Source organism: Nocardia sp. NPDC041819 (genome assembly GCF_055590505.1).
In genome coordinates this window covers 212,614-236,656 of sequence record NZ_JBVJAP010000002.1, presented here as the reverse complement: position 1 = coordinate 236,656, position 24,043 = coordinate 212,614, and the positions used below count along the sequence as shown (strand labels likewise).

Annotated in this window: 26 protein-coding genes and 1 pseudogene; 9 read left to right on the top strand and 18 right to left on the bottom strand. The window is 68.3% G+C overall.

What is annotated here, in order from left to right:
* Positions 1-326: 326 nt before the first annotated feature.
* Positions 327-1,226 (top strand): cutinase family protein, encoded by a 900-nt coding sequence (locus tag ACZ6DL_RS08005; protein ID WP_466050472.1) that lies wholly within the window; start codon positions 327-329, stop codon positions 1,224-1,226.
* A gap of 67 nt (positions 1,227-1,293) precedes the next feature.
* Here the strand turns inward: ACZ6DL_RS08005 and ACZ6DL_RS08000 are convergent, their stop codons facing one another.
* The 3 genes from ACZ6DL_RS08000 to ACZ6DL_RS07990 all read right to left on the bottom strand — a co-directional run bounded on the left by ACZ6DL_RS08000 (position 1,294) and on the right by ACZ6DL_RS07990 (position 3,409).
* Positions 1,294-1,623: a hypothetical protein gene (locus ACZ6DL_RS08000; RefSeq protein WP_466049890.1), complete on the bottom strand. Its 330-nt coding sequence runs from the start codon at positions 1,621-1,623 to the stop codon at positions 1,294-1,296.
* 795 nt (positions 1,624-2,418) lie between these two features.
* Positions 2,419-2,760, bottom strand: a complete 342-nt coding sequence (locus ACZ6DL_RS07995; RefSeq protein ID WP_466049889.1) for a hypothetical protein — start codon at positions 2,758-2,760, stop codon at positions 2,419-2,421.
* A 97-nt stretch (positions 2,761-2,857) separates the two neighbouring features.
* Positions 2,858-3,409 carry a hypothetical protein gene (locus tag ACZ6DL_RS07990; RefSeq protein WP_466049888.1) on the bottom strand — a complete coding sequence of 184 codons (552 nt, stop codon included), beginning with the start codon at positions 3,407-3,409 and terminating at the stop codon, positions 2,858-2,860.
* On the opposite strand from ACZ6DL_RS07990, the gene ACZ6DL_RS07985 reads away from it, so the two are divergent.
* Positions 3,398-3,523 (top strand): hypothetical protein, encoded by a 126-nt coding sequence (locus ACZ6DL_RS07985; RefSeq protein WP_466049887.1) that lies wholly within the window; start codon positions 3,398-3,400, stop codon positions 3,521-3,523. The two genes, ACZ6DL_RS07990 and ACZ6DL_RS07985, sit on opposite strands and share 12 nt — an antisense overlap.
* A gap of 107 nt (positions 3,524-3,630) precedes the next feature.
* Here the strand turns inward: ACZ6DL_RS07985 and ACZ6DL_RS07980 are convergent, their stop codons facing one another.
* Positions 3,631-3,810: a hypothetical protein gene (locus ACZ6DL_RS07980; protein ID WP_466049886.1), complete on the bottom strand. Its 180-nt coding sequence runs from the start codon at positions 3,808-3,810 to the stop codon at positions 3,631-3,633.
* Positions 3,811-4,111: 301 nt separating this feature from the next.
* On the opposite strand from ACZ6DL_RS07980, the gene ACZ6DL_RS07975 reads away from it, so the two are divergent.
* The gene (locus ACZ6DL_RS07975) at positions 4,112-5,470 is read left to right on the top strand and encodes a helix-turn-helix domain-containing protein (RefSeq protein WP_466049885.1); all 1,359 of its coding nucleotides are present in this window, start codon (positions 4,112-4,114) and stop codon (positions 5,468-5,470) included.
* Positions 5,467-6,147 (top strand): RibD family protein, encoded by a 681-nt coding sequence (locus ACZ6DL_RS07970; protein ID WP_466049884.1) that lies wholly within the window; start codon positions 5,467-5,469, stop codon positions 6,145-6,147. Before ACZ6DL_RS07975 ends, ACZ6DL_RS07970 begins: the two co-directional genes overlap by 4 nt.
* A 217-nt stretch (positions 6,148-6,364) precedes the next feature.
* On the opposite strand, the gene ACZ6DL_RS07965 is transcribed toward ACZ6DL_RS07970, so the two are convergent.
* From ACZ6DL_RS07965 to lysX, 4 genes are all read right to left on the bottom strand, one after another.
* Positions 6,365-6,730: a hypothetical protein gene (locus tag ACZ6DL_RS07965; RefSeq protein WP_466049883.1), complete on the bottom strand. Its 366-nt coding sequence runs from the start codon at positions 6,728-6,730 to the stop codon at positions 6,365-6,367.
* Between the two features lie 113 nt (positions 6,731-6,843).
* Positions 6,844-7,458 (bottom strand): histidine phosphatase family protein, encoded by a 615-nt coding sequence (locus ACZ6DL_RS07960; protein WP_466049882.1) that lies wholly within the window; start codon positions 7,456-7,458, stop codon positions 6,844-6,846.
* A gap of 204 nt (positions 7,459-7,662) precedes the next feature.
* Positions 7,663-7,875: a hypothetical protein gene (locus ACZ6DL_RS07955; protein ID WP_063048442.1), complete on the bottom strand. Its 213-nt coding sequence runs from the start codon at positions 7,873-7,875 to the stop codon at positions 7,663-7,665.
* A gap of 99 nt (positions 7,876-7,974) precedes the next feature.
* Entirely contained in the window at positions 7,975-11,298 is a 3,324-nt protein-coding gene (gene lysX / locus ACZ6DL_RS07950; RefSeq protein ID WP_466049881.1) for a bifunctional lysylphosphatidylglycerol synthetase/lysine--tRNA ligase LysX, read from the bottom strand.
* A gap of 302 nt (positions 11,299-11,600) precedes the next feature.
* Here lysX and ACZ6DL_RS07945 point away from each other — a divergent pair, with 302 nt between their 5' ends.
* Positions 11,601-11,819, top strand: a complete 219-nt coding sequence (locus ACZ6DL_RS07945; RefSeq protein ID WP_466049880.1) for an RNA-binding S4 domain-containing protein — start codon at positions 11,601-11,603, stop codon at positions 11,817-11,819.
* A gap of 50 nt (positions 11,820-11,869) precedes the next feature.
* On the opposite strand, the gene rraA is transcribed toward ACZ6DL_RS07945, so the two are convergent.
* The 9 genes from rraA to ACZ6DL_RS07900 all read right to left on the bottom strand — a co-directional run bounded on the left by rraA (position 11,870) and on the right by ACZ6DL_RS07900 (position 17,858).
* Positions 11,870-12,358, bottom strand: coding sequence for a ribonuclease E activity regulator RraA (rraA, locus tag ACZ6DL_RS07940; protein WP_396988080.1), 489 nt, complete (start codon positions 12,356-12,358; stop codon positions 11,870-11,872).
* 580 nt (positions 12,359-12,938) lie between these two features.
* Entirely contained in the window at positions 12,939-13,304 is a 366-nt protein-coding gene (locus ACZ6DL_RS07935) for a DUF5313 family protein (protein WP_466049879.1), read from the bottom strand.
* Between the two features lie 49 nt (positions 13,305-13,353).
* Positions 13,354-13,728: a DUF5313 family protein gene (locus tag ACZ6DL_RS07930; protein WP_040864169.1), complete on the bottom strand. Its 375-nt coding sequence runs from the start codon at positions 13,726-13,728 to the stop codon at positions 13,354-13,356.
* 184 nt (positions 13,729-13,912) lie between these two features.
* Positions 13,913-14,368, bottom strand: a complete 456-nt coding sequence (locus ACZ6DL_RS07925; protein WP_466049878.1) for an SRPBCC family protein — start codon at positions 14,366-14,368, stop codon at positions 13,913-13,915.
* Positions 14,369-14,470: 102 nt separating this feature from the next.
* Positions 14,471-15,379, bottom strand: coding sequence for a CopD family protein (locus ACZ6DL_RS07920; protein ID WP_466050471.1), 909 nt, complete (start codon positions 15,377-15,379; stop codon positions 14,471-14,473).
* A 50-nt stretch (positions 15,380-15,429) separates the two neighbouring features.
* Entirely contained in the window at positions 15,430-15,969 is a 540-nt protein-coding gene (locus ACZ6DL_RS07915; RefSeq protein WP_357040794.1) for a copper resistance CopC family protein, read from the bottom strand.
* Positions 15,966-16,625, bottom strand: coding sequence for a YcnI family copper-binding membrane protein (locus ACZ6DL_RS07910; protein WP_466049877.1), 660 nt, complete (start codon positions 16,623-16,625; stop codon positions 15,966-15,968). Before ACZ6DL_RS07910 ends, ACZ6DL_RS07915 begins: the two co-directional genes overlap by 4 nt.
* A gap of 37 nt (positions 16,626-16,662) precedes the next feature.
* The gene (locus ACZ6DL_RS07905; RefSeq protein ID WP_466049876.1) at positions 16,663-17,199 is read right to left on the bottom strand and encodes a hypothetical protein; all 537 of its coding nucleotides are present in this window, start codon (positions 17,197-17,199) and stop codon (positions 16,663-16,665) included.
* Between the two features lie 14 nt (positions 17,200-17,213).
* Positions 17,214-17,858 (bottom strand): DUF6474 family protein, encoded by a 645-nt coding sequence (locus ACZ6DL_RS07900; RefSeq protein ID WP_466049875.1) that lies wholly within the window; start codon positions 17,856-17,858, stop codon positions 17,214-17,216.
* A 225-nt stretch (positions 17,859-18,083) separates the two neighbouring features.
* Between ACZ6DL_RS07900 and ACZ6DL_RS07895 the strand changes: the two genes are divergently transcribed.
* From ACZ6DL_RS07895 to ACZ6DL_RS07885, 3 genes are all read left to right on the top strand, one after another.
* The gene (locus tag ACZ6DL_RS07895) at positions 18,084-19,766 is read left to right on the top strand and encodes a TM0106 family RecB-like putative nuclease (RefSeq protein ID WP_466050469.1); all 1,683 of its coding nucleotides are present in this window, start codon (positions 18,084-18,086) and stop codon (positions 19,764-19,766) included.
* A 27-nt stretch (positions 19,767-19,793) separates the two neighbouring features.
* Positions 19,794-21,752 (top strand): molecular chaperone HtpG, encoded by a 1,959-nt coding sequence (gene htpG, locus ACZ6DL_RS07890; protein ID WP_466049874.1) that lies wholly within the window; start codon positions 19,794-19,796, stop codon positions 21,750-21,752.
* Positions 21,753-21,927: 175 nt separating this feature from the next.
* Positions 21,928-22,746, top strand: a complete 819-nt coding sequence (locus tag ACZ6DL_RS07885) for a class I SAM-dependent methyltransferase (protein WP_357040779.1) — start codon at positions 21,928-21,930, stop codon at positions 22,744-22,746.
* Between the two features lie 63 nt (positions 22,747-22,809).
* Here ACZ6DL_RS07885 and ACZ6DL_RS07880 read toward each other — a convergent pair whose 3' ends face one another.
* Entirely contained in the window at positions 22,810-23,577 is a 768-nt protein-coding gene (locus tag ACZ6DL_RS07880) for an SDR family NAD(P)-dependent oxidoreductase (RefSeq protein ID WP_040864299.1), read from the bottom strand.
* On the opposite strand from ACZ6DL_RS07880, the pseudogene ACZ6DL_RS07875 reads away from it, so the two are divergent.
* Positions 23,552-23,980, top strand: a pseudogene (locus ACZ6DL_RS07875) (TetR/AcrR family transcriptional regulator); the annotation flags it as partial. The gene ACZ6DL_RS07880 and the pseudogene ACZ6DL_RS07875 sit on opposite strands and share 26 nt — an antisense overlap.
* Positions 23,981-24,043: the final 63 nt, after the last annotated feature.

Sequence of the window (24,043 nt, the reverse complement as noted above, 5' to 3'; positions counted from 1 at the left end):
TTACCGGAGCGGAAACAAGGCGCCTGTGGACAACTCGTCCGCAGGCGCCTTTTCGCGATCGGTGGTCCGGCCCACGCCTCCCCTGTGCTCCAGCCCGAGCAGGTATCGGAAATCCGACACACTACGAGGTTCGAATGGCATTGCGGCGTTCGTGGCTTTATTGTGATCTCCGGCGTGCTGCTGATCTTGGGATGCGGTAATGGGTGCACGTCATACCGGTCGGGTGATCGTTGTTCACTCGGCGTGCACTGAAACGACATCCGGTGAGTTCAGCATTGACGCGGCAACTCGGCGGGCAGTTCGACGAGGGCGAGGTTTGGAGCGGTATGCAGTGGAAGAAGGTCGTCGCGGCTCTGGGCGCGTCCGCGACCGTGATGTCCGGCTTGGTTTTCGGCAGTGGGTCGGCGAGCGCCGCTCCCGGTTGCCCGAGCCTGTACGTGGTGGCGATCCCGGGTACCTGGGAGACCGGGCGGGACAAGACCCCGCAGCCCGGCATGCTCGCCGGCGTCACTCGGGGGCTGCCCGGTTCCGCGGAAGTCGACTACGTGACCTACGCCGCGACCGCCTTCCCTTGGGAAGGTGAGATCTACGGCAACTCCAAGAAGGAGGCGGTCGACAACGCGCGCGGCCTGATCGCGAACATGGCGCAGCGGTGCGGCGCGACCAAGATCGCGCTGGTCGGCTACAGCCAGGGCGCGGATGCCGCAGGCGACCTCGCCGCCGAGATCGGCACCGGTCTCAGTGTCGTGCCCGCCGATCGCATCGCCGGTGTCGGCCTGATCTCCGATCCGCGCCGTTCGCCCACCGACATCCAGGTCGGTCCGGTTGCCCCCGGTGCGGGCGCGGGCGGCCCCCGGGTCGGCGGCTTCGGCTGGGTCAGCGATCGCACCCGCACCATCTGCGCGCTCGACGACCTCTACTGCGCGACCGCCACCGAGGACTTCGTCACGCGGTTCGCCGGTTTCCTCGCCCAGGCGTCGGACGCCAACCCCGCCAACATGTGGCGCTACCAGATCGAGGCGGGCAACATCCTCGGCGACCTGATGTCCTCGGGCGGTGTCCCGGTCCTGCAAGCGCAGCTGACCGACTCGGCCACCCAGCAGCGGGCCAAGGACCTGGAGCGCTTCTACAAGTCGCAGTCCCACACCCTGTACGGCAGCTACCCCGTGGGCGGCGGTCAGACGGCCATCTCCTGGATGCACAACTGGATCGCGGGCATGGCCTGAGCCCCCCGCTGAAACACAAGGCCCACCTCCGAACTCGGAGGTGGGCCTTTTCGTTGGGGCGGTACGATTAGCTCGAGCCGGTCGGCGGCAGGACATGCTCGAACTTGTAGAAGTGCCGCGGGCCGTCCGGCCCGGGGCCGCCGTCCGGCCCACAGTCGCGGTCGTCCGGCCCACGACCCGGCCCGTCATGCCGTTCGTGACGTTCGAAACGACGGGGCCCGCCATCGATGTCGGCGCCCTGCTGCGGCGCGTCCACCAGCTGTACCTCGCCCTGGTCGGCGGGGGTCTCGGCGGACGCGGTCGACGCGAGGGCCGCGAGCGGGACGGCGATCAGCGCACCGGCCACGGCGACCCGGGCCAGACGCCGCAGCGGCGCAGCGGTTTTGGAGAGCGACACGGAATTCCTTTCTCTCGAACCGTGAACCACTATCGGGAGCGGCTCACCGGTCCTATCGAAGATTCCGTCACTGGGACACCGGTGCGACAGGCCTGGCAATCGGCTGTGAAATGCGCAGCGCGACTGATGTTGCGGGGCAGGAGATCTCTGGCAGACCGAGGACAACTCGATGCCGGACCCGCCTTCGATCCTGGATTCGATAGTGCGTGACGCGCCCGACGACGCCGTGGCGATGCGCCGGGCCGCGCTCTGCGCTGGCCTCGATCAAGTGGTGCTCGGGACGTGGATGTCGCGCGGTCCGCAGGGTGACATACACGGCGGGAACGACCGTGACCGTGCTGGTCGACACCTGCGGGTGCGGGTCTTGAATGCCGCCGCTCGATGCGGTCGTGGCGCTGCTGGAGGGCGATCCGCGCGGGTAGGTCCTGTCCGACGAATAACGCGCCCCGCCTCCGTGGATTCGGAGGCGGGGCGCGATTCTCTGTATCCGGTGTCCTGGTCTACATCTCCAGCTTCGCCAGCATCCACGTGCCGAGGGCATACATGTCGTCGGCAGGGATGGCGCGCGTGTAGTGCAGGGGCGGGGTTACCCATCGAAACCGACGCCACCCACTGGCCGGACGGATGACCCAACCGCCGTATTCGCGGTGAGGATGCCACTGACCTTCACCGGTATAGCCGGGCTCGCGGGAGACGCGCCGGAACCAGGAGTGCACGTGGCAGCGCAATACAAACCAACGAGTCGACCACGTAGCAGGGCCGCTACGGACAACGAGCAGCTTCACCGGAGTGAACCTAGCATTGGAGGATGATGGGCACGGTTTCTTTGCGGCCCTCGTTCGTCCCGGTGTCCCAGGTGGCCCGCATGACGATCTTGCCCTGCCACGCGCCGGGTACGCAGTCCAGCGCCATCGCGGCGACGTGGACGCTGGGGTTGGGGATCTGCGTGACAATGCCCGGTTCCCCCTTCGGCTTCGGGTTGCTGGTGCCCGACCGATGCCACAGCTGCAACGTGAGGTGGAACTCGAGCGGGGCGGGATCGCAGGTCACTGTTCCGCCGACGACAACGGCCTTGTGCAGCACGTACGGGGTCTTGTTGAACTCGAAGGTGCAAATACCGCTTGGCTTGGCCGCCACGGGCTCGATGGCCGGTGCGGCTCCGGACGGGGCGGCTACTCCGGCGAGCACTACCGCTGCGGAGCACCCCGCGAGCAGCGCGCGGCCGATTCGAATTTCATGGTTTCCTCCTTGTGTGGGCGTGCCGACCACCTCGCCGGGGCGGTGCCGTTGATGTGATGTCGAGGGGTGGGGCGACTCCGGCCGCGCGCAATGTCCGCTGGATCTCCCGCTTGCGCGCGCAGTGGGTGAGGCGGCAGCCGACATGCCGGGCCCACTGCTGGCGCGCCTGCTCGACCGTCAACGGCAGGGGCGGCGGTTCGTGGCAGAGGCGTTCATCGATCTCACGGAACCGTGGCCCGGCCGCTGGTTGCGCGGCGAGCGCCCATGCGGCGGCGAACACGCAGGCGATGACCGCGGCGGTCGTCGCGGCGAGCATCAGCACTGGCCCGGCGGCGGGCATGGCTGTCCGTCCACGACCGCGGTCACGAGGTCGGCCCACTGCGTAGCGCAGGTAACCCACCTGCGACCATGCCGCGTGCAGCGTTTCCTCGGGGGTTTCGTTCTGCGCGAGCAGCAGCACCTCGGCGTCGATGTAGGCGGCGGCGAGTGCGTCAGCGGCGGGCCCGACATCGGCGGCGCGGGTGGCCGGCGCAAGGTGGGTGCTCACCCACTGGTTGATCAGCGTGACGACCTCGGCGCGGCGCTGGTCGATGTCGGTGGCGCGGCCGGGTTCAATGCGGCGGGTGCGGTGCAGGTGCGCGAGCGCGCGCCCACCGTGTGACTAGGTGATCGCCCGGCCGGTCGCCAGCGACGTAGCGGATCGCCGCGCTGAGTTCGTGCCAGTCCGGCAATCCGCGCTGAGATCTGTTGCCCGCGTCCATCCCGCGCCTACTCCTTCGATCCCTGCGAGTACGCCATCGCTGCGAGGTAAGGCAGGCAGCCACCGCCGTGGGCGGCATGGTTGGCGAGGATGAAACGGGCGCGGTCGAGATCAAGGTCTGTGGGTTCGATGCCGCAGTCGCGGTAACGTGCGGCCCACAGGTCCCGGGTGTCGTGCGATATACGCATAGCGGCCTCCGCGGCAGGCGATTCGGGCGCACCGGCGCCGGGACCAGCCGCGCAGTCCGAACCGAAGATGACATCTCGCGCGGCCGGGTACGTATCCGAGACGTGATGAGGAATCTCCCGCGGTCCAGCACCGGTGTGCCGTCTCAGCGTCGCCAGGGCGGGTGGAAGCAACCAGGAAGTAGCGATGCAGTTGCAACGCAACTTCGCAGGCTCTGCCCTGAGCGATTCGAGGGCGGATGAGGTTGGACGGTGTAGTTTTCGAATTCACCACGGCGGCACGGGCAGGGGCTGGAGCGAGCCGATGATCATCTATCGCTGGACCGGAGTGGAATCGAGAGCGCTGCGCGAGGCGATGCTTCTCAGCGTCGAAAAGTTCGCGGCCAAAATGGGAATCTCGTCGCGGTCGGTCACGAACTGGGAGCTTCAGGGCGTCTCTGCGCACATGCGGCCGAGCAGCCGGGAACTGCTGGACACGGCGCTCGCGGAAGCCTCGCCAGAGGTGGTTGCGCGGTTCGAGCGGGTTCTCGCCGAGATCGGATCGCAGCGAGACGAACCCGAGGGCGGTTCCCCGGTAACGGTTACGCTGGCGAATGACACCCCCGGTCGGCTGGTGCCGATCGCGTCGGGTGCTGGTGATGCTGATCAGGTCTGGGTGCGCGCCCGGACCGCCGCCGGAGAGGTCGTCCTCGTGTCACTCCCACGTCGCACCGTAGTCGCAGGATTCGGGGCAGGAGCCCTAGCCGCCGCCGTGGGAGCCAAGCCCGCGGCGGCCCTGGCCCACAGTCACATCGACCATCCCGCCCACTTCCGCACGCTGCGAACGGCGTTGATCGAGAGCGACAACCTGTACGGCGGGCAATCGGTGGTCCCGCTGGTCGAGCAGAACCTCGAAATAATGAACCAACTGCGCCGCGCGGGCATCGGCGACGCCGCCGAGATGCAACGGATGCGGATCTTCTACGCGGAGTTCGCCGCGTGGCTGTACCAGGACGCCTGCAACTGGACCCGTGCTCAGCATTGGACCGACCGCGCGTTGACGTGGTCGCATCAGCTTGGCGACGACTACTGCATCGCGGCCACCCTGATCCGGAAGGCGCAGATCGCGAACGACATGCAGGACGGTACCGAGGCAATGGAGTTGGCCGAGGCGGCCGAACGCGCCGCGCCGCCTGGAACCCGTTTCGCCGCGGTGGCAGCAACATTCGCCGGATACGGTGCCGCGCTGGCCGGTGACCGCTCTGCGAGTGCTCGCGCGTTCGACCGGGCCCGCACGCTCGCGGCCGATGCCGACGCGGATCCAGTGTGGGGCGGGTTCCTCGACGCGCAGTACATCGACGCTCACCAGGCGCACGGGCGCGCAGCGCTCGGCGACTACCGCGCCGCGATCGACCAGTTCGGTCGGGCGATCAGCGGAATGCAGTCCGGGTTCACCCGCGACCAGGCCGTCTACACCTCCCGGCGGGCTCTCGCTTACGCGCTCGCGGGTGAGGCCGAGCCCGCCGCCACGCTCGGGTTGGCCGCGATGCAGGTCGGCGTCAGCACCGGATCGGAGCGGGTATTGCAGAACGTGCGCGCCGTCGACGAGCTGCTGTCTGCGCGGCACCTGCCCGAGGTCGCCGAGTTCCGCGAGGCGGCCGAACGTTGGGCGGTCGTCTCGTGACGCGGCCGTTCGTGCTGCTGTCGGTCGCGACCAGTATTGACGGCTACATCGACGACACCAGCCCGGAGCGGCTGTTGCTGTCCAACGCCGAGGACTTCGACCGGGTTGACCAGGTCCGCGCCGAGTGCGACGCCATATTGATCGGAGCGGGAACGATCCGCGCCGACAATCCCCGGCTCATCGTGAAGAGCGACGACCGGCAGAACGAGCGCGCGGCCGCGGGCCGGGCCCGGCAGCCGTTGAAGGTGACCGTCACCGACAGCGGCAATCTCGACCCGGAGGCGAAGTTCTGGCACCACGGCACCGACGAGCACCGGCCCGTGGTCTACACAACCGACGCCGGCGCAGCGAAGGCGCGCGAACAGCTCGGCGAACTGGCGGACGTGGTCGCGCTCGGCGAGACCGTGGACTTCGGTGCGCTGCTCGACAACCTCGGAGCCCGAGGCGTCGGCAGGTTGATGGTCGAGGGCGGCTCCCACATGCACACGGTCTTCCTGTCGGCCGGACTCGCCGACGAGCTGCACCTCGCGATCGGCCCTACCTTGGTCGGCGACCCCAGTGCGCCGCGGTTCGTGAATCCTGCGCAATTCCCCGGCGGTTCGACGCGGCGGATGCGTTTGGTCGACGTCACCCAGCTCGGCGACGTCGCGGTGCTGCGCTACCACCCGAAGGCGTAGGTCAGTACCGGTCGTCGGTATCTGCCTGCGGCGGCTGGTATTCCTCCCCATCGCAACGGCTTGCAGCACGTCGAGGATCCGGCCGAGCGCCACACCAGGCCGTTCGCCGCGTCGGGCGTTATCGTTCCCGGCGGTAGCTGTGTGCGGCACCGTTCATCTGACAAGGGGGCCCACCCCCGCGCTTGAAGGTGGGCCCCCTTCGATTGGGCCGTTCGGGCTAGCTCGACCCGGTCGGCGGCATGAACTGCTGCTGCGGGCCGTCCTGCCGTTGGCCGTCGTTCGGTCCGCGCCCCGGTCCGTTGTCCGGCCCATGGCCGGGCCCGTTGTCCGGTCCGCGCCCGGGACCGTCGTTCTGCCCATGGCCCGGATCGTCACGCCGTTCGTCATGTGCGGACTGGCGCGACCAGTCGTCGTGGTCGGCTACCTGCTGCGGTGCGTCCACCACCTGTACCACGCCCGGGGCCGCCGGAGTTTCGGCGGATGCGGTCGACGCGAGGGCCGCCAGGGGGACGGCGATCAGCGCGCCGGCCACGGCGACCCGGGCCAGACGGCGCAGCGGAGTAGCGGTTTCGGAGAGCGACACGAAGTTCCTTCCTTTCGGATCGTGGACCGCTGTTCGGAGCGGCTCACGTGTCCTATTTCAGATCGTGTCACTGGCAAATCGATGCGACCGGCCTGGCACTCGGCTGTGAATGCTCAGCGCGGGCCGATATTGCGCGGCAACAGATCCCAGACGTGCCCGTTCTCGTTGACGGTTGCGGCCGTGCGGCGTCCCGTCCGGGAGAACAGGATCCTGGTGATCGAGCAGTAATCGATGGGGAAGGTCAGCGGCCTTTCCAGCCCGAGGACCTCTTGCAGCAGCACGTTGATCACACCGCCGTGCGCGAACACGACCACGGTGTCCGCCGGATCGGTGGCCGCGACGACATCGGAGACGGCGGCGTGCACCCTGGCCTTGAACGCCGCACCGTCTACCTGCACCGGAAGATGCCCGGCCTTGATCCGGTCATAGGCGTCGCGGAATTCGACCTTGGCATCCTCGATGGGGATGTAGGCAGGCAGATCGCGATCGTATTCGGCGAGTCCGTCGATGACGTCGACGCCGAGACCCAGCTTCGCGGCGGTCGGTGCCGCCGTTTCCCTGGCCCGGCGCTGCGGGCTGCTCACCACACGGAAGACCCGGTGATGACCGAGCGCCGCGGGCACCCGCTCGGCTTGCTCCAGCCCCACCGGAGCCAACTCCGGATCGGCGGGCCCGCTCGAACTCGACATCCGGACCGGCTGAGCATGGCGAACGAGAATCAACTGCACCCGCCCCACTCTGCCGCATGCCCATGACTCACTTCATCCGGCCCGTGGTCTCGACGTCAGCACACCCGAGGTCACATACTCGAAGCGTGCCGTTCGATATGGACATCGATCTGACCGAGATCGATCGACTCTGAGCCGGTCGGTAGACAACGGGAAACGACGGCCCGGTTCGCTTCGCGCGAGCCGGGCCGTCGATGTTTGCCGCTAGGTGTTCTTCTTGCGCTTGGCCAGCAGGTAGATGCCGCCGATGATCAGCGCGACCACCAGCAGGCAGCAGATCGCGCCGATGATCAGGCCGCCCCCGCCCCTGCTCTTCTTCTTCTTGGCGGCCAACTCGAGCGCGGAGTTCCACGTGTCGGGGCTGGCCCACACGGTGTGGTCCAGCAAACTCGCGTTCGTCAGCAGGTCAAGGTACATATCGAGCCCCTTACGGTGTAGCGGCCTCCTCCCGGGGCCGAATCTCCTAGGGTAGCGGCCCGATTCGCTCGCGGAGACCCTTCCACGACGAAGCCCCGGTCAGCGAGGTTTCACCAAGGGGAACGGCAGTGTCTCGCGAATGCTGCGTCCGGTGATCAGCATGACGATCCGGTCCACGCCCATGCCGAGCCCGCCGGTCGGCGGCATGGCGTGCTCGAGCGCCTGCAGGAAGTCCTCATCCAGCTCCATCGCCTCGGGATCGCCGTTGGCCGCGAGCAGCGACTGCTCGGTGAGCCTGCGGCGCTGCTCCACCGGGTCGGTGAGTTCGCTGTAGGCGGTGCCGAGTTCGACGCCCCAGGCGACGAGGTCCCAGCGTTCCGTGACGCCGGCGATACTGCGGTGCTGCCTGGTCAACGGGGACACCGAAGTCGGGAAGTTGATGTAGAACGTCGGCTCCTCGGTACGGGATTCGACCAGGTGCTCGTACATCTCCAGCACCACCTGCCCCGCGTCCCAGCCGTGCTGATAGGGCACCCCCGCCTTCTCACACAGTTCGCGCAACTCCTCGACCCCGGTCTCGGGGGTGATCTCGGCTCCGATCGCCTCCGACACCGCGCCGTGCACCGTCCGCACCCGCCACTCGCCGGAGATGTCCACCTCCTCGAAGGTCCCGTTCCCGTTGGGCCGCAACGCCACCATGGCGCCGTTGGCCGCGATCGCGGCGTTCTGGATCAGCCTTCGGCAGGTGTGCATCATGCGTTCGTAGTCGCTGTGCGCCTCGTAGGCCTCGAGAATGGTGAACTCGGGGTTGTGGCTGAAATCGACGCCCTCGTTGCGGAAGGTCCGCCCGATCTCGAAGACCTTCTCCATACCGCCGACGCACAGCCGCTTCAGATACAGCTCGGGCGCGATCCGCAGGTACAGATCGAGGTCGTAGGCATTGATGTGCGTGACGAACGGCGTGGCGTTCGCGCCGCCGTGCACCTGTTGCAGGATCGGCGTCTCCACTTCCAGGTAACCGAGGGAGTTCAAGGAGTCCCGCAACGAGCGCACCACCGCGCTCCGCTTGGCCAGCACCTCGCGGATCTCGGTGTTGATCGCCATGTCCACATAGCGCTGCCGCACCCTGGCCTCGGGATCGGCCAGCCCTTTCCACTTGTCCGGCAACGGGTGCAGGCACTTGCCGAGCATGTGCCAGTCCGCCGCGAGCAGCGACAGCTCACCGCGTCTGCTCGCCCCGATCTGTCCGCTCACCTCGATCAGATCGCCGAGATCGAAGAACTCGCCGAACTCGGCGCTGCGTGCGGTGCCGACCCGGTCGCGATCGATGACCAGCTGGATATCGTCGGTCCAGTCCCGGACCACCGCGAAGATCACGCCACCGTAGTCGCGGATGCGCAGCAGCCTGCCGCACACCCGGACCGTGGTGCCGCGCGGGGAGCGGCGCGCATCGGCGACGGTATGCGTCGGCGGGTAGGCCACCGGGTAGGGATCGATGCCGGATTCGGCCAGGCGCGCGAGCTTGTCCATGCGCACGCGGACCTGTTCGGGCCTGCGCGGAAGCTGCTCCGCACCGTCGACCTCGGCGATGTCCGGCGGGCTGCCGTCCGCGTGCAGGCCCGTCACCGTGGCGGGCACCGCCGTGTGCTCGCCGGTGTGCGTCGCGGTGTCGGGCTCCTTGCCGAACCGCGGCAGGAAGCCCTCCGCCAGCGCGCTGGCCACCGCGACGCGCGGAAGCTGCCTGCGCTCCTCGAACAGGAAGAACCGGGGCACCCAGTACGGCTGATACTTCACATTCGAGCGATACAGCGCCTCGAGCTGCCACCAGCGGGAGAAGAACAGCAGCACGCCGCGCCACAAGCGCAGCACGGGACCGGCCCCGATCCGGCCGCCCTCCTCGAACACCGAGCGGAAGACCGCGAAGTTCAGCGACACCTTGGTGATGCCGTACTGCTCGGAATTCAGCGCGAGCTGCGAGATCATCAGCTCCATCACACCGTTGGGGCCACCGGGGTCGCGGCGCATCAGCTCCAGCGAGACACCGGTGCGGCCCCACGGAACCAGCGACAGCATGCCGAGCACCCGCTCCTGCGGGTTGACCGCCTCCACCAGCAAGCAGTCGCCGTCCAGCGAATCGCCCAGCCGACCCAGCGCCATGGAGAACCCACGCTCGGTCTCGGTGTCGCGCCAGGCGTCGGCGCGGGCGATGATCCGGGCGAATTCCTCGGCGGGGATATCGCCGTGCCTGCGGATACGGACCGCCACGCCGTGCTTGCGCAGCCGGTTCGCGGCCTGCCGCACCGGCTTCATCTCGGGCCCGGCCAGTGAGAAGTTCCTGGTGTCCAGGATGGCTTCGTCGCCGAGGCGCAACGCGGAAAGACCCGCCCGGCGGTACGCCGTCGCACCGAGTTCGCTCGCGCCCATCACCGCCGGAGCCCACCCGAATTGATCGGCCTGGCGCAGCCAGGCATCGATCGCCTGCGGCCATGCCTCGCGGATGCCGATCGGATCCCCACTGGCCAGGCAGACACCCAGTTCCACCCGGTAGGTCACCGCCGCCTTGCCGCTGGGCGCGAACACCACCGCCTTGTCCCGGCGGGTGGCGAAGTAGCCGAGGGAATCCTCCACGTCCGAACGCTCCAGCAACCCGCGGATGGCCGACTCGTCGGTGCCGGTCATCGCGTTCGCCGCCCGCTGCGAGCGCAGCAGGATCAGCACCGCGGCCAGCAGCGCGACGGCGCCGAACAGGCCGAGCAGGAAATTCACGAACGGCGGCGGATGGCCGTCGAAGTGCTCGTTGTCGGCCAGCACCGCCGCGGTCACGCGGTAGATCGCCCAGCCCGGGCGCTGCACACCCCGCGGGAGACTGCCCGGGAACAATTCCACCAGGCCCCAGCCGAGCAGAGCGCCGATCGCGAGGCCACCAGCCAGCACACCGAGCGCCTTCCACCCTGCGCCGCGGCGCACCTTGGTGTAGAACTCCGGCCATGCCGCGACGAGCACACCGATCACGGCGAGATGCAGCACCATCGCCACCAGCGCGTGGATACTGCCCCGGTCGGCGAAGGTGACGCCGTTGACGATCGTGTAGATCGCGAGATAACCGATCAGCAACCACCAGGCGATCCGTTTGCGGCTGGATATCGCGCCCGCCGTCAGACCGACCACCAGCGCCCACATCAGGTTCGTGTCCGGCGCGTCGAAGTAATAGGTATCGATATAGCGGCGCGGCACCTGGGTGAGGAAACGCAGTCCCGGCGAGAGGCTCCAAAGGAAGCACAGCGCCGCGAATACACCGAGCGTCAACCCCGCGATATGCGGCACTTCCGAAAGTCGTCCGTGACCCCGGTGGGGAACCGGCGGAGTCGGTTTATCCGCGCGTGGTGCGGTGTCGAGGTGTTGCTGGGCTTGCGTGGAGGTCACGGAACCAGTGTGTACGTGAGTGTGTCGGATTTGCCAAGCCTGCGGTGCGCGTGTTTGTGCGGTGTTTGCGCGGGCGGACTTCTTCGCGGCGTGTTCCTCGCCGGGCGGAGCCGAACGCCGACTTTCCCGATTCCGCGCTGACCTGGGCGGAGTAGCCGATCAAATCGGCGGGAATTCGACGCATACGGTTCGACGGTGGGATTTCCGCGCGGTGCGGAAGGTCCCGCTCGAGTTGCCCGGAGATCGCCGAGGGGATGGGGCGGTGTCCGGCGAGTTCGGATGGGGGAGTAAGTATTTACTTCATGTCGGAACCAGTCGAAGTGCCGATCGATGACGACGTTATTCGGCTCGGCCAGTTTCTGAAGCTGGCCAACCTGATCGAATCCGGTTCGGAGGCGAAGACGGTGATCGCCGCCGGATTGGTGCGGGTGAACGACGAGGTGGAACTGCGGCGCGGGCGGCAACTGCAGATCGGCGATGTGGTCGCGATCGCCGGTCACAAGGCGATCGTGTCGGCCTGATCGCGGGTTCGTGCGGCGGCCGGAGCGATCCGTGCGCGCCGCCGAGCCGCTCAGTCCTCGGCGCGCACGACGACGCCGTCGTGGTCGCTGTAGAGCACCTCGCCGGGCACGAAGGTGACCCCACCGAACTCGACCGGCACATCGCGTTCGCCGCTACCGGTCTGCGTGCTCTTACGCGGGTTGGTGCCCAGCGCCTTGATGCCGATGTCCAGGGTGCGCAGGATGGCGGAGTCGCGGACCGCGCCGTTGACGATGACGCCCGCCCAGCCGTTCTCGACGCCGCGCCCGGCGATGATGTCGCCGACCAGCGCCGTGTGCACGCTCGCGCCGCCGTCGACCACCAGCACCTTGCCCTCGCCCGGCTCGCCGAGCGTCTGCTTCACCAGCAGATTGTCCTGGAAGCAGCGGATGGTGGTGATGCGTCCGGAGAACGCCGCACGTCCGCCGAACTGGATGAACTGCGTGTCGCAGCTGCGGATCTCCGGGCCGATCTCGTCGGCCAGGTCGGCGGTGGCGATTACATTCTGCGATTCGGTCACTGGGTTATTTTGCCGCGACTTCGTCGCGGCGTGTTCGCGGCCCCTTCTTGGCTCGCCTTTGCGCGACCGCCGCTTGCTCCTTCGTCGCGTACGCGGCGGCCGCGCGAACGCGAGCCGGGCTGTGTTGGTTTTTCCAGCGCCTGCGGCACTGGGTGTTCGCGGCCCCCTCATGACTCGCGTTTGCGCGACCGTCGCTTGCTCCTTCGTCGCGTACGCGACGGCCGCGCAAACGCGAGCCGGGCCGCGAACGGCGCATGCTCGGTCTCGCTTCGCTCGAAACCGGGAGTTGAGGTGCACGGGGCGGGTGGGGCGGGAATCGCACAATTCGAGCTCAGCTTCCCGGGCGCTTGCTTCTTCATCGCGCGGGCCGCGGGCCGGCCGGGACTTGGTGAGCGCTTGAAGTCGGGCTCAGGTCTCGGGGTTGCGGGGGTTGTGGCCAGTGCATAGCCGTGGTGACTGGCCCGGGGCGGGATGGCGACGATCCACGACTCGAGTGGTCCGGGACGCGGGTGGGCGGCTGGGGTGGACGTGCTTCGCCCTCGCGCGTGGTTTCTCGGCGCGCGGAGGGAGGTGGGCGGAGCTATCGGTGGCCGTAGCGCAGTTCGTACAGTTCGCGGTCGTGGTCGGTGCACTTGCCGTGGTCGACCAGGTCGGGGCTCAGGCCGTGCTGGATCAAGCGGAAGCGGCGCCAGACGTAGCTGAGCGCGACCGTGAAGACGATCAGCGGGACGATCATCATCACGATCAAGCCGATCTTCAGGGGCAGCGGTCCGGGGAACAGCAGCACCAACGCGAAGAACGGGATGATCGGCCCGATGAAACGGACGAGATAGCGCTCCATGGCCCCGTGGCCGACGAGGTCGTGGGTGACCCACTCGTGCAGCTCCTCGGGGAGCTCTCGGCCCAGGTCGTAGGCGATTCGCTGCCCAAATGTGGGTTTTTTCATGCTTATAGGCTATGCCTGTGGTATAAGTCACCGCTAGACTTCGGTGGTCTCAGGCGCGCCCGTGCCTGCGCTCGTAGTCGAGGCGGTCGCGCTCATCGCGGCGGCGGGCGTCGGCGTCGGCGAGCGCGGGGTCGAGACCATGCTTGATCAACCGGTGGCGCCGGTAGACGTACAGCAGCGCCACCGTGAAGTAGATCAGCGGGATGTACAGCAGCGCCATCATCGCCAGACCCATCCACAGCGGGCCTGGCAGCAACAGGAACAGCATGAGCACCGGGAGCACGGGCACCAGGAACCGCAGCAGATAGCGTCGCGTAGCGCCGGGCCCGACGAGATCCTCCCGCACCCATTCGGACATCGATTCCGGCAGCGTGCGGCCGAAGACGTAGCCGATCCGCTGTCCGAACGAAGGTGTAGCGCTCACGACTCCAGCATTCCGACCCCGCCACCACCGGCGCAACCGATCCCACCGCGCCGCGAGCGGCATGGCATCCCGAGGCGCTCGGCCGGCGCCATAGGCCTCGACCGACCGCGACCATCGGGTCTGGGGGGCGACCCTCCGGACAAACACGGTGTTGCGCCGCAGGCGCGGCAAAACGAACAACGGATCAGACCGAGTCCGCGTGGAATGCGGCGATCTGGGTCACCAAGTTCTGCGCGGTGTGCTGCACGGCGATCTTGACGAACGGCTCGATGGTCTTACCGAGGGCCCGCCCCGCCAGGCCGCCGGGCACCCGGTAGTCCACGATCGCGTCGACGGTGCACAAGCCCTCGCCCTTGTCGTGGAACAAGAACGTGGACGAGACGTCGAAACCCTTGATGGACTCGACGCCGATCGCGAAGTCCTTCTCCCAGCGAACCACTTGGATACGCGACTTCAGCGAGGCGGGCCCCAGCTTCATGTTCCCGTCGAACACGGCCCCGACCCCTTCGGTCTGCTCACCGACCGGGGTGAAGGACTGGATGCCGTACAGGAATCGCGACAGGTTCCGATAGTCGTTCACATAGGCGAACGCGGACTCCGCCGAGGCCGAGCAATCCTCGACGATCTTCACTTCGGTCATGCGCAGACCATAACGGGTGCGGTCGGACGTAGTCCGTCCTCAGCCCGCGCATGGCCGGAGCGAAGGCGGAGGTAACGCATAACCGGGCCCCGGCGGTACGGCTCAGGCTGTCACCGCCAGGGTCGCGGCGAGCCCGAAGGCCAGCGCCATCACGACCACCTCGGCTACCGCGCGGCGCAGCGAGTCCTTCGCGTCCATCCGGTGATCCGCCGCCTTCGGCACCCAACTGCGCCGCCACCACCAGCCGAGGGCGAGCAAACCGAGCAGCACCACGGTCTTGGCGAGCAGGATCCGGCCGTAACCGGTGCTGACGAACGGGGTTACCCCTCCGACCCGGATCAGTCCGTTGAACAGTCCCGTCACCGCCACGACCGCGACCAGGGGCAGCGCCACCGCCGAGTACTTCGGCAGCACGACCGCCCACTCACCGCGGGTGCGCACGACCAGCGCCAGCGCGATCAGCAACCCGAACCAGGCGCCCGCCGCCAAGGCGTGCACCGCCGCGAGCACGGAGCCGAACGTCTGCTGCGACATGTGCCCGGTGATCGGCCGCAATGCCAGCGCGACCGCCGCGAACACCAGGACGAGGTCGGCGGAGGCGGACCCGGGCCGCCGGAAGGCCAGCGCCGAGCCACCGGCCACCGTCGCGACGCCGATCAGGATCGCGATCCCGACCTGCCCACCGCTGACGTCGACCAGATAGGTGCCGAACTCCCCGGCGCCGAGTTCGCGCACCGGAACGCCGACCACGTCGGCGGCCTCGAAGACCAGCACGGCGAACTCGGCTACCGCCCAGATCCCGGCGAGCACCGCCAGTAGCCGCCAGGGTGTGAGCAAGCGCGGCGCGACCCTGGGCAGTGCGGCCAATCCGAGCGCGGCCGCCCCGACGCCATCGGCCACCACCCGGACCACGGCCTCCCCCGGCAACGGGACCGGCCGGATCAGAACCCAGGCGAGCGCGACGCCCAGGAGCCCGGCCGGGACGGTCAGCAGGAGTACGGGCCAGGGCATTCGGCCGGGAGCGCGCCGAGCGCCACCCCGGCCGCCGATCTGCACGCCGTTCACCGCTTGGAGTCGCGGTTCCTGCCGCCGAACAGCGCGAACGCGAGCCCGCCGCCGAACAGGACGACCGCGCCGACGATGAACACCCACAGCGGGATACCGTCCGAGCCGTCCGAGCCGTCCTTGGCTTTCGCATGGGGTTTCGGTCCCGGCGTGCCGTTACCGGGCTTGCCGAGCGTGAAGTGCCGCTTGCCGCTGACCGGGTGTCCGTCGGCCGAGGTCACCCGGTAGGCGATGGTGTACTCGCCGACCGGTCCCAGCTCACCCAGGGCCACGCTGACCGTCTTGCCGTCGACCACCGGATCACCCTTCGACCACAGATTGCCGTCCGGCCCGACGACGGTGAGCGACGGGAAGCTGGGCTGCAGTTCCTCGTTGAACGTGACGCTCGCGCGCTCCGGGCCCGCGTCGACGGTCGCGTTGTCCTCCGGGACGCTTCCCGTCGCCGCGGAGTGCGCGGCGGCGACTCCCGTTGCGGCGATACCGAATCCGAGCAGGAACAGTCCCGCCACCACGGCGGCGAGGAGACGGCGGGTCATGCGCGCCGCCCGCGGATCACGTTGCCGAGGCCGAGCGCGACACCGAGTAGACCGAGCGCGAGACCGATCCCGCCGAGCCAGCGGGCCGTCTCGTCGTCGTGGTCGTCGTCGTCCGCCTCGGCTTCGCTGCTCACCTTGTGCCCGTCCGGCGCGTGGGATTCGCCCGCGGTCAGGGTCACCGAGGGAGCCGGATGTTCGGGTTCTTCGCCGTCCTTGCCGACCGGCTGATCCCAGCTGACCACCTTGCCGTCGGAGTAGGTCTGCTCGGCGGGGAAACTGACCGAATCCAGGGCGGGCAGCGGGCCGATGGAGACCGCGAAACGCTGGAACTGACCGGGCGGAATGCCCGGTGCGCCAGGGTCGGCGGTCCAGGTGATCGCGGTGACCTCCTTCTTGTCGTTGCGTTCGACCTTTGCCGACCATCCGGGAATCGATTCGGTCCGAGCCGATTTCGAGTTGGGCAGGGTGACGGTGAGCGCCGTGGTGCTCGCGGTGTCGGATTCGGTGGGCACCCGGAAGGTGGCGACGGTGTATCCGCCTTGAGTCGCGCCGGGAGCGTCCACCGTGACGTGGGCCGCGGCGGTACCGCCTGCGAACAGGGCGAGTGCCGTTGTGGTGACCGTCGTTGCGACGGCGCGCGAGATCGAGCTGTGCATGCTGAAGCCTCTTGTACGAAGGGAAAGGTGTCGGGGATCAGACCGACACCGGCGGCGCGCGCGGGCCGAGCGCACCGAGCGGAGCACAGCGATGGGGCAGGAGACCGGGATCCGACCAGTGCGGTGAACCGGAGATCCGCGCTGGGCGCGGCGGAGCGAATATCGCGCGCAGGGCGGCGGAGGCCGCGGCGTAGAGCCGCTCGGTGAGCACGATCAATGCCGCGCAGCCGACCGTCGCGGCGGTGTGCGCGAGCAGCATCCATCCGGCCGGCAGCGGGGAAGCCGTTGTGGGCGAGCCGGTCCCGGGGTGGTCGTGACCGAGCAGAACCGACAGCGCGGCGTGGCTCAGCAGCTGGCCGACGCCCAGCAGCGCGGCCAGGACGGACGGGCGCGTGCACGCCCGCACGGCTCCCGCGGCCGAGCCGGCCACGGCGGCGATCAGCAACAGCAACGTCAGCTCGGTGGAGCCCGGCGCACCGCCACCCGCCGCCCCGTGCGCCGCCACGGCGAGCACGCCGACCAGCACGCCGACCAGGCCACCACGCAGGTGGCCGGTGACCGGGTGCGGGGGCATCGAGACAGGGAGGGTCAGCGCACGCCGAGCCGGGCCAGGATGTCGGACTCGATCCCGGACAGCTCGTGCGAGATCGACGTGTGCACCGAACGGCGGCGGTTGGCGGGCATCTGGTCGGCGGTGTGCACGGCGGCCGTCAGGCTGCCGAGGCGATCCTTGGTGGCGGCGACGAACTTCTGCGTCTCGCCTTTGTCCTTGCCGTTCTGCGCGCCGATCTTCAGCAGCGCCGCTTCGGCATTCGTGATACGCGCCTGCAGCTTGGCGCCGTGTCCGGTGAAGTCGCCGAGCTGGTCGACACCAACGCCGAGTTGCTGGGCGCGGCGGGTGTCGAGCTGCCCGCGCAGGAAGGTCGCGCCACGGTAGGCGAGCGGAGCGAGCACCGGGATGAGTACACGCGCCACGCCGAGGTACTTCTTCACCTGGCTTGCGCTGAACGGATCGCGCTCGGCCTTGGCGGCCGCCTTCAGCGCGGCTTTCTCCTCCGCCTGGAACGCAGCGATCTGCGCCTTGGCGACCTTGCGCTGGGTGCGGGCCTCGGCGCGGCGCGCTTTGCGGTCGTTCTTCGCGGCGAGCCTGGCCTCGATCGCGGCCTTGTGCTTGAGGGCTTTCGCCTCGGCCCTGCGGCTCGGCCGCCGCTTGCGCTTCGTGAACAACCCCATCGAAGGCCCTCCGTCATGCTGGTTCGCCATGGCAGTACGACGCCGGGGAAGCCCGTCCGCCCATGTCACACGCTTTGCCGCCACCCTATCGGGTCCGCCGCGTCCGCTGCGAGGGTAGTGCGGCCCAGGCGCTGGAATTCAACACTGTCGGGGGTAGGGACCATACTGCTTAGCGTGGATTCGGACATCGGTGACCAAGACGGTCTCAAGCGCGACGGAACGGCCGTGGATCGGGCCACCGGCGCGCCGACCGCCTTCATCGATGCCAGGGCGCTGATCGGCTGCCGCCATCGCCTGCGTCTGGACGCTGAGCACCCCGACGCACTGGTGGGCATCTCCGAGGACGCGGGCGTACGCCAGCGCCGGGATGCCGCGGTCGCGCACCGCGCCCGGGTGCGCGACGCGCTGGTCGGCGCCGACCCGGACGCCTGGGTGGTGATCGATCCCGGACTGCGCGCCGCCGAGCGCGCCGAAGCGACGATGCGCGCGTGCGAGATCGGCGCACAGCACATCTGGGGCGGCCTGCTACCGCAGGAGCCGGACACCGGCAGGCGCGGAGGTTCGGAGATCCTGCTGCGCGACGCCGATCGCGGCGGGTACATCCCGATCATCGTGGTGAACCACAAGGTGACCGATCCGCGTCAACCCGAGCGGGCCGACTTCCACCCCATCACCTCGGACCCCTATCGCTGGGATCCGCAACCGGATCCGCACCGCAAACTCCGTCAGCAGCCCCGCGACCAGCAGCGACTCGCCCATCTGCACCGGATGCTGCAACGGCACGGCCTGGCCAGCCCCGCGCTGCTCGGCGGCGTGATCGGCTTCGACTTCGATCGCATTCTGGTGCACGATCTGGCTCCGCTGCTGGCCGACTACGACCGCCGCTACGCCGACCGGATCGCGGTGGTGCGCGGCGAGCTGCCCACCATCCCGTCCAAAGTGCCCGAGTGCAGGCAGTGCCCGTGGTGGACGCGCGGGGTCGATGGGCCGAGCTGCGAGGGCTGGCTGATCGAGCATCGCGACGTCAGCCTGGTGGCGCCCGGCTCCCGAGCGGAGGTACTGCGCAGGCACGACATCGAGACCATCGACGAACTCGCCGCCTGGGTGGGCGAGGAACCCGAGGACTGGCAGCACGGCCCGTTCGACGAGGCCGTGGTGACGGCGCGGGCGTGGATCGCGGGCTCGCGGCTGGTGCGGCGGGTCGAGCAGGTGCGGGTGCGACGGGCGGACGTGGAGGTCGACGTCGACCTGGAGAGTTTCCAGGAATACGGCGCGTACCTGTGGGGAACGCTGCTCGACGGCGTGTACCGCCCGTTCGTCACCTGGGATCCGTTGCCCACCGAGGACGAGGGCCGCTCCTTCGGCGAGTTCTGGACCTGGCTGATGACGGTGCGCGCGGAGGCGGCCGCGACGGGCAGAACGTTTGCCGCGTATTGCTATTCGCGCACGGCGGAGGACAAGTGGCTGTACGAATCGGCGCGCCGGTTCGCGGGCCGCCCTGGCGTGCCGACGGTGGAGCAGGTGCGCGCGTTCGTGGACGGGCCGCAGTGGGTGGACATGTTCCAAGCCGTGTCGGACCAGTTCATCTGCCCGAACGGCAAGGGACTGAAGAAGATCGCGCCGGTCGCCGGGTTCTCGTGGCGTGATCCGGAGGCGAGCGGCGAGGCGTCGATGAGCTGGTATCGGCTCGCGGTCGGTTACGACGGCGCCGCGCCCGATCACACCCAGCGCACCCGTTTGCTGGAGTACAACGAGGACGACGTGCGCGCCACCCAGGTGCTGCGCGAATGGATGACCACCCGTGCCGACGAAGAGGTTCCCGGTCTCGCCGACTTCCGGCCGGTTACCGATCCGCGATCGCACGGTGTCGTCCCGGATTACGCCTCGGTGCCACCTTCGGCCACGTAGTCCGAGCGCGGCGGTACCATCGCCGACGTGACAGAGCACGTCGAACAACTCGAGTTCCAGGCAGAGACACATCAGCTGCTCGAGCTGATGATCCATTCCGTCTACTCCAACAAGGACACCTTCCTGCGGGAGCTGATCTCGAATTCCTCCGACGCGCTGGACAAGCTGCGCCTGGAGTCCTTCCGGGACAAGGATCTGCGCGTCGACACCTCGGACCTGCACATCGAGCTGGGGGTCGACAGGGACAACCGGATCCTGACCGTACGGGACAACGGCATCGGCATGTCGCGCGCCGAGGTCGTCGACCTGATCGGCACCCTCGCCAAGTCCGGTACCGCCGAGCTGCGCAAGAAGCTGAACGAGGCGAAGTCCGAGGCCGCGGCCGAGGAATTGATCGGCCAGTTCGGCATCGGTTTCTACTCGACGTTCATGGTGGCCGACAAGGTCACGCTGACCACCCGCCGCGCCGGGGAGACCACCGGCACCCGGTGGGAGTCGAGTGCGGGCAGCTCCACCTACACCATCGAAGAGCTGGACGAGGCCCCGCAGGGCACGTCGGTCGCGCTTCATCTCAAGCCGGTGGACGAGGAGGATCACCTCTTCGACTACACCCTGGAGTGGAAGCTGCGCGAGATCGTCAAGAAGTACTCCGACTTCATCGCGTGGCCGATCCGCATGCAGGTGGAGCGGACCGTCACCGAGGGCGAGGGTGAGGACGCCAAGGAGACGACCATCCTCGAGGACCAGACGCTCAACTCGATGAAGGCGCTGTGGACGCGGCCCAAGAGCGAGGTCTCCGAGGAGGAGTACAAGGAGTTCTACAAGCACGTCAGCCACGGCTGGGACGATCCGCTGGAGATCATCCCGTTGAAGGCCGAGGGCACCTTCGAGTACCAGGCGCTGCTGTTCATCCCCTCGCACGCGCCGTTCGACCTGTTCACCCGCGAGCACAAGCGTGGTGTGCAGCTCTACGTCAAGCGGGTGTTCATCATGGACAACTGCGAAGAGCTGATGCCGGAGTACCTGCGCTTCGTCAAGGGTGTGGTGGACGCGCAAGATCTGTCGCTGAACGTTTCGCGCGAGATCCTGCAACAGGACCGGCAGATCCAGATGATCCGCAAGCGCTTGGTGAAGAAGGTGTTGTCCACGGTCAAGGATTTGCAGGGCGCCGAGGACCAGACCAGCTACCAGACGTTCTGGAAGGAATTCGGCCGCGTCCTGAAGGAGGGCCTGCTCTCGGACTTCGACAACCGCGAGACCATCCTGCAGGTCTCCTCCTTCGCCTCGACGAACTCCGAGACCGAACTGACCACGCTGGCCCAGTACGTGGAGCGGATGCCCGAGGGGCAGGACACGATCTTCTACATGACCGGCGAGACCCGCCACCAGGTCGAGAGCTCCCCGCATCTGGAGGCGTTCAAGGCCAAGGGCCGCGAGGTGCTGATCCTGACCGACCCGGTCGACGAGATGTGGGTCGGCTCGGTGCCGGAGTTCGACGGCAAGGCGTTCCAGTCCATCGCCAAGGGCGAGGTCGACCTGGAGACCGAGGAGGAGAAGAAGGCCTCCGAGGCGCTGCGTGAGCAGCAGGACAAGGACTTCGCCGAGGTGTTGACGTGGCTGGGCAAGACGCTCGAACAGAACGTCAAGGAGGTGCGCCTGACCAACCGGCTCACCACCTCCCCGGCCTGCCTGGTCGGTGACGTGTTCGACTTCACGCCGATGCTGGAGCGGATGTACCGCGCCTCGGGTCAGGCGCTGCCGGAGAGCAAGCGGATTCTGGAGCTCAACCCGGCCCACCCGTTGGTCACCGGTCTGCGCGACGCGTACGCCGCCAAAAAGGAGGAGGCCGACGCGGGCTCGGCGACCGAGCTGTCGGAAACCGCCGAACTGCTGTTCGGCACGGCGGTGCTCGCTGAGGGCGGTGAGTTGAAGGATCCGGCGCACTTCGCCCACATCCTCACCGATCGGTTGACCCGCACGCTGTGAACCCGCCCGCGACCGGAGGGCCACATCGAGGTTCTCCGGTCGCGGCCGGTGCGGCCGGCGACGTTTCGGCCATTTCTCGGTTACGGTGACCGTCGAGATGGCATATTCGCAGGACTGGGGAGTATGCCCCCGGGTGGCGCGGTTAGATGTGGATGCCTGAAAGGATCGTCACAACATGTCCGCAAACCCGCTTGCCGTCGCCGAGCCATGGGATCTCGTCGCCGACGGGTACGCCGAGTTCGCGCCAACCATCATGCGACCGTTCTCGGCGCGGGCGCTCGAGTTCGCCTCGTTGTCCCCGGCGTCGCGGATCGTGGATGTCGCTGCGGGGCCGGGCACGCTCAGTCTGCTGGCCGCGGGCCAGGTCGCGCAGGTCGAGGCGATCGATTTCGCGGAGTCGATGATCGCCCGCTTGGCGAAGGACGCCGCTGCCGCCGGGCTGACGAACATCCGCGCGCGGGTGGGCGACGGGCAGAATCTGCCGTACGAGTCCGACCGGTTCGACGCCGGGTTCTCCATGTTCGGCCTGATGTTCTTCCCTGACCGCGCTCGTGGCTTCGCCGAACTGTTCCGGGTGCTGCGGCCGGGCGGCACCGCGGTGGTGTCGAGCTGGGCGCCGATCGCCGACTCACCGCTGATGCGGATGATGTTCGGCGCCCTGACCGCCGCCGACCCGAACATCCAGGAGCCGCAACCGAACTTCTTGAGCCTGGAGAATCCCGAGGTCTTCGAATCCGAGATGCGCGGGGCGGGTTTCGAGGCGGTGTCCATCCAGCGGCATTCGATCGCCCTCACCTTCGGCAGCCCCGAGGAGATGTGGGAGGCCATGGTGCGCAGCAGCGCCCCGTTGGAGCTCATGCGCCACAGTGTGAGCGCGGAGGTCTGGGGTCGGCGCGCCGCCGTCATGAAAGCGTTTCTCGCCGAGAAGTACCGGCCGAACTATCCGTTGTCCACCACGGCCTATCTCGGCATCGGGCACAAGCCGCAGGCGTGAAAGACGGCAGCGCGCGGCCCTTCCAGGGAGGGGCCGCGCGCTGCCGGAGTAGCGCAGCGGGATCTAGCGCGGCGCCATGCGCAGCGCGCCGTCCATGCGGATGGTCTCGCCGTTCAGGTAGTCGTGCTCGACGATGTACTGCGACAGCTGCGCGTACTCGTCCGGACGGCCCAGGCGGGACGGGAAGGGCACGCCCGCCTCGAGACCCTTGCGGTATTCCTCGGTGACGCCGGCCAGCATCGGGGTGTCGATGATGCCGGGGGCGATGGTGTTCACCCGGATGCCGAACTGGGCCAGGTCACGCGCGGCCGGAACGGTCATGCCGTGCACGCCTCCCTTGGAGGCCGAGTAGGCGATCTGACCGATCTGGCCCTCGAACGCCGCGACGGAGGCGGTGTTGATGACGACGCCGCGCTGGCCGTACTCGTCCACGGCGTCGGTCTTGGCGATCGCGTCGGCGGCCAGTCGCATGACGTTGAAGGTGCCGAGCAGGTTCACCGTGATGACCGTGCGGAACAGCTCCAGGTCGTGCGGGCCGTTCTTGGACAGGATGCGGCCCGCCCAGCCGACGCCGGCGCAGTTGACCACGATGCGCAGCGGCGCGCCGGACTCGACGACCTGCGCGACGGCCGCGGCGACCTCGTCGTTGCTGGTGACATCGGCGGGAATGAGGGTGACCCCGGCGGGCACGTTGTCGCCCGCGCGCTCGATCGACTGCGGTACATCGAGCCCGAAGACGGTGGCGCCCAGTTCGGCGAAGCGCTTGGCGGTGGCGGCGCCGAGGCCCGATGCGCCTCCGGTGACAATGGCGGCGGAACCCGAAATCTCCACGATGGTCCTCTCGTTCGTGACAGCCAGTTGGCCTTTCGTCAATTGCACCCTAACCGGTGCGCGGCGCGCGGCCCTGCACGGCTCCCGCGACTCGTTCCCGGCGCACACCCTCTTCGACCGGCCTGCGGACCCGACCGCGCAGAATGAAGCAGCCCAGTTCAGCTCGACCGAACACCGGAGTCACCGCATGACCGAATCGGCCCTCAGCGCACGTCTGCCCCGAGGCAGGCACGGTCTGCCGCGGGAGCAGGTGATCGCCTCGCAGCGCGAGCGGATCCTCGTCGCGACGGCGGAGGCCATGGCCGAGAACGGGTACATCGGAACTTCCGTCGCGGCGATCCTGAAACGGGCGGGCGTATCGCGGGAGACCTTCTACGAGCAGTTCCGGTCCAAAGAGGACTGCTTCGAGGCGGCCTACGAGCGTGCGGTGCAGCTGTTGCTCGACCGGATCGCCGAGGCCACCGGG

Bases quoted from the DNA above. Each gene is read 5' to 3' on its own strand.
- ACZ6DL_RS07945 (WP_466049880.1), top strand. From the start codon at position 11,601: ATGTCGGAACCAGTCGAAGTGCCGATCGATGACGACGTTATTCGGCTC.
- ACZ6DL_RS08005 (WP_466050472.1), top strand. From the start codon at position 327: ATGCAGTGGAAGAAGGTCGTCGCGGCTCTGGGCGCGTCCGCGACCGTG.
- ACZ6DL_RS07980 (WP_466049886.1), bottom strand. From the start codon at position 3,810: ATGCGTATATCGCACGACACCCGGGACCTGTGGGCCGCACGTTACCGC.
- ACZ6DL_RS07955 (WP_063048442.1), bottom strand. From the start codon at position 7,875: ATGTACCTTGACCTGCTGACGAACGCGAGTTTGCTGGACCACACCGTG.
- ACZ6DL_RS07900 (WP_466049875.1), bottom strand. From the start codon at position 17,858: ATGGGGTTGTTCACGAAGCGCAAGCGGCGGCCGAGCCGCAGGGCCGAG.
- ACZ6DL_RS07905 (WP_466049876.1), bottom strand. From the start codon at position 17,199: ATGCCCCCGCACCCGGTCACCGGCCACCTGCGTGGTGGCCTGGTCGGC.
- ACZ6DL_RS07920 (WP_466050471.1), bottom strand. From the start codon at position 15,379: ATGCCCTGGCCCGTACTCCTGCTGACCGTCCCGGCCGGGCTCCTGGGC.
- ACZ6DL_RS07975 (WP_466049885.1), top strand. From the start codon at position 4,112: ATGATCATCTATCGCTGGACCGGAGTGGAATCGAGAGCGCTGCGCGAG.
- ACZ6DL_RS07885 (WP_357040779.1), top strand. From the start codon at position 21,928: ATGTCCGCAAACCCGCTTGCCGTCGCCGAGCCATGGGATCTCGTCGCC.
- ACZ6DL_RS07925 (WP_466049878.1), bottom strand. From the start codon at position 14,368: ATGACCGAAGTGAAGATCGTCGAGGATTGCTCGGCCTCGGCGGAGTCC.
- ACZ6DL_RS07935 (WP_466049879.1), bottom strand. From the start codon at position 13,304: ATGAAAAAACCCACATTTGGGCAGCGAATCGCCTACGACCTGGGCCGA.
- ACZ6DL_RS07910 (WP_466049877.1), bottom strand. From the start codon at position 16,625: ATGCACAGCTCGATCTCGCGCGCCGTCGCAACGACGGTCACCACAACG.
- ACZ6DL_RS07915 (WP_357040794.1), bottom strand. From the start codon at position 15,969: ATGACCCGCCGTCTCCTCGCCGCCGTGGTGGCGGGACTGTTCCTGCTC.